General features: G+C 62.3%; 3 protein-coding genes. All 3 read right to left on the reverse strand.

Annotation, left to right across the window (positions count from 1 at the left end; translation table 11 throughout):
- Positions 1 to 866 (reverse strand): DUF6708 domain-containing protein (locus G7A99_RS16145; protein ID WP_163142032.1); only part of this gene is annotated, 866 nt, incomplete at its 3' end.
- 37 nt (positions 867 to 903) lie between these two features.
- On the reverse strand, positions 904 to 1,485 hold the full coding sequence (locus tag G7A99_RS16150; protein WP_163142035.1) for a DUF6708 domain-containing protein: 582 nt from the start codon (positions 1,483 to 1,485) through the stop codon (positions 904 to 906).
- A 349-nt stretch (positions 1,486 to 1,834) separates the two neighbouring features.
- Positions 1,835 to 2,992: hypothetical protein (locus G7A99_RS16155; RefSeq protein WP_163142038.1), on the reverse strand; the 1,158-nt coding region annotated here is incomplete at its 5' end.

Raw genomic sequence — 2,992 nt, forward strand, 5'->3', positions numbered from 1 at the left:
TGGCCGATGGAGAAAAGGGCGAGGAAGGGGGATATCAGGATAATACGGGCGATTGCCGGGCGGACGTTCAGGCCGAGAGCGCGTTCCCGGCGCAGCTCGTGCAGTGCGAACCAGCGCACGAAGGACTCCCTGAGCGAGAGATGTTCGGAGAGGGTCCAGTCGGGATCGGGGACACTGTCGGGCCCTTCCTCCATGAAGCGGCGGATGTACTCCCACCAGCGGATACCCTCTTCGCGGTGGAGCAGCTGGTTGCCGACCTCGAAGCGGTCATAGTAATACCTGCCGGAGGGATCGGCGGCAGTCATGGTCAGGACGTAATAGGTGACCTTTCCCCTGCCGGTTTCCAGGATCTGTGCCGTGAGGGCGTCCCAGTCGTAGCTGCGGGGTCCACCGAATCGGGGCGTGTAGAACACGTGCACCTGTCGGGTGCGGCGGTTGAAGCGGATGGGGGCGTGGCGGTAGTTGAACCAGTCGTACATCAGGGGGGAATATAGAGCGAAGAGGTTCACTCCTCCCCACAGGATCGCGGTATATATTGTCAGAAGAATAAGGGATAAATCATTCGGATCGGCGATAAGATCCGATATCGATGAAAATAAGAAGTAGGCTACCAGGATATCGATACCGATCAGAGGCAGTACTGTGCCCCCCGTTAGCATTCCGCGGAGAAATCTTTCTTTGGCGTGTGTGGTTTCGAGATAGATGCCGTTTTTTTTATATATCGAGCCGGCGTCATACACCTCGTCGGTCGCCCGCTCCCCGTGGGGCAGGGCACGCCGCAGACTGCGGTCCAGTTTCAGGGGGTGCCCGAACCAGTCGTTGCCGCGGTCCCGGTCGCGTTCATAGAGGCCGGATTCGTTAAGCATGGTGTTGCCTGATGTAGTCGGGGTCCGCCATTCGGGTTCACTCCTCGCCGCAGGCCTGGCGGATCTCCTGTGGCCATTGCACGTGGCGGCTGGTGAGCATGGAGATGAAGTGGCCGATGGAGAAAAGGGCGAGGAAGGGGGATATCAGGATAATACGGGCGATTGCCGGGCGGACGTTCAGGCCGAGAGCGCGTTCCCGGCGCAGCTCGTGCAGTGCGAACCAGCGCACGAAGGACTCCCTGAGCGAGAGCCGCTCGGAGAGGGTCCAGTCGGGATCGGGGACACTGTCGGGCCCTTCCTCCATGAAGCGGCGGATGTACTCCCACCAGCGGATACCCTCTTCGCGGTGGAGCAGCTGGTTGCCGACCTCGAAGCGGTCATAGTAATACCTGCCGGAGGGATCGGCGGCAGTCATGGTCAGGACGTAATAGGTGACCTTTCCCCTGCCGGTTTCCAGGATCTGTGCCGTGAGGGCGTCCCAGTCGTAGCTGCGGGGTCCACCGAATCGGGGCGTGTAGAACACGTGCACCTGTCGGGTGCGGCGGTTGAAGCGGATGGGGGCGTGGCGGTAGGTGAACCAGTCGTTCTTCAATGGGAGGTTAAGGATGAAAATATCCATTGCCCCCCCTAGGATCACGATGACCCCGATTGGGAAAATTAGGGACAGCCTCTCAGGATCGGAAAAAAAATAGAAAATCAATAAAAAAAAGGCATATACCATAAAAATATTGATCCCGACTAGGGGTATCCCCATACCTGCTGTAAAAAATCCCCTCAAAAAACGTTCCTTAGTATGCGAAGTTTCGAGGTAGAGGTCGTTTTGCCGGTATGTGGAAATGGCGTCGTACACCTCGTCGGTCGCCCGCTCCCCGTGGGGCAGGGTACGCCGCAGACTGTAGTCCAGTCTCAGGGGCTGCCTGAACCAGTCGGTGCCCCGGTCCCGGTCGCGATAGTCCAGGTCGTATTCGTTAATCATGGCGCTGCCTGATGTAGCCGAGGTCCTCGAGCTCGTCCAGGGCCGCCTGGAGGTCCTCGAACCGGGGGGCGTCCCCCGTCCCGAACACGCACCGGCGGAGCCACTTCTCCAGGCCGTCAGGCGCGAGGGACCAGGTCAGCACCCCCACGCCCAGCAGGACCCATCCGAGATATGAGCTCACCGCCGCCCACCCGCCCCGCGAGATGAGGAATCGGCCGATCATCGCCGTGCTTCCAGAGGATGTGCTGACGGTTTGAGCCGAAGCCCAAAGCGATGTGATTCCGAAGACCGTGGATAGTGCGGCGGTGGAAAGATACAGCGCCGCCATTGTTCCTTCGTTTTCGTCCTTGGCCCGTATACCCTCGACGAATGCCCAGTACCCGCCGATCCAGGACGCCACCGCGGCACCGATACCAACGAGCCAGGTCAGGGCATTGAAAAGCGGGCTGCCCGGCGCGGCCGTCTTGAACAGGATGTCCCGTGCCACGCTCGCGAGCGCGCTGGTCAATGCCCCGCCGGTGGCGACCAGGGCGCTGACGCGCTCGGCGGAGACCGCGTCGTCCTCGTCGCCATCGCCAAGGGTCGTGATTACCGCCCAGGCGTTGATCAGCTCCAGGCCCACCGCGAACAGCCCGCCCCAGGTATCCGGCGTCAGGGTACGGTTCAGCCGTGCACGCAGCCGTCTCAGGGCCGCCTCCCGGTCCAGTTCGAGGAGAGCCGGCCCCGGTGGATGGGCATCGTCGGGGATCATGGCCCAGAGCATCCCTCTGACCGAGTCGTTTCGCGGCGGCTCGACGGGGTGTTGGGGTACGAGCCCCTGCCTGTTGCCGCGCATGGCCTGAATGGCGACCTCCTCGCGCCAGAGGCTGTCTTCGTAGACCTCGGCGAGCTGTCCGGCATCGGCGGGGAAGAAATGCAGTGCGGTGCGGATGCGGTATCGTGCCCAGCCCACGGCCTGCCACAGCCGCGCGAGCCGGTCGTTGGCGATGTGGGTCGCTTCCACGGCACCCAGCCGGCTCGCCATGATCCCGACGACGTCGGCGATGAGGTTCTCCAGGGGGGTGCGGTTGGCCGGTGTCTTCTCGAGCAGGCCACTGAGGGGGCCATAGATCTGGCTGCCCCACTGCGCCGCACCACTGACGTACGCCTC

The sequence above is a fragment of the Arhodomonas sp. KWT genome, from assembly GCF_010993615.1.